The 981-nt window shown below is 73.6% G+C and carries 1 protein-coding gene; it reads left to right on the top strand.

Going from position 1 to position 981, the window contains the following annotated elements:
- On the top strand, nt 1-981 hold a 981-nt coding region (locus tag AC3DEV_RS16670), incomplete at both ends, for a DUF222 domain-containing protein (RefSeq protein ID WP_488372812.1).

Below are 981 nucleotides of genomic sequence, written 5' to 3'. Positions count from 1 at the left end.
TTCCGACTTCTGGGCGCTGCGCGCGGTGGATGAGCCGTTGGAGTCGTTGGACGCGTCAGCGCTCAGCGAGGTGGCCCGGTCGGTGACGCTGGCGCAGAACCTCGCCGCGGCGACCCGGCTGCACGCCGCGTACCTGCTCGTGGAGAGCTTCCGCCGCCTGGACGAGGCCACCCACGGCGACACGCAAGACGACACCCGCCCCGCCCACGCCCGCCTGGATCCGGCCGGCCGGGCCCGCGACCACCTGGCCGCGGCCATGTCACTGACCTGCTGGCACGCCGGCCACCTGGTCACCGCCGCCATCCAGGCCCACACCCGGCTCCCGCTACTGCGGGGCGCCCTCGAACGCGGCCTACTGCCCGAGCAACTCGCCATCGACGCCGCCTGCCGCCTGGCCGGCGTGCCCGACGAGGTCGTCGGCGCCGTCGAGTCCGATGTCATCGGCCGCCTCACCCGGGCCCTTGCCGGCGGCCACCGGCCCAGCCGCTCCGCACTGGACACCTCCGTCGACAACGCGGTCGCACGCCACGCCCCACAAGCCGCCCAGGACGCCGCAGACGCCGCCGCCGAAGAACGGACCGTGCGGTTCCGCCCCGGACGCAACGGCATGACCTCCATGTGGGCCAACCTGCCCTCCGGCGACGCCGAGAAGCTGCGCCGCCGCATCGAGGCCGCCGCCCGTGCCGCCGCAGACCTGTGCCATCCCCGCAGCCGCAACCAACTCCGCGCCGACGCCCTCATCGCCCTGGGCGACCCCAACACCACCGACATCGCCGACCCCGCACACCACCCCGAGGACACCGCGAACACCGTCGACGGCGACCGCGGACACCTGCCCCCGCTGGGCGCCTCGTGGGGCACCGACAAGCCCGTCCGCATCTCGGTCATCAACACCATCGCCCAAGGACTGCCCAACCAGGTCCAGTTCGTCAACGGCGCCTACGCCAGCTTCGACTGGCTGTGCGAGGAGATCCTCTCCGG

This window comes from Dietzia sp. IBK-p2-15D, assembly GCF_057773105.1.
This window is presented reverse-complemented; position numbering and strand designations above follow the sequence as displayed.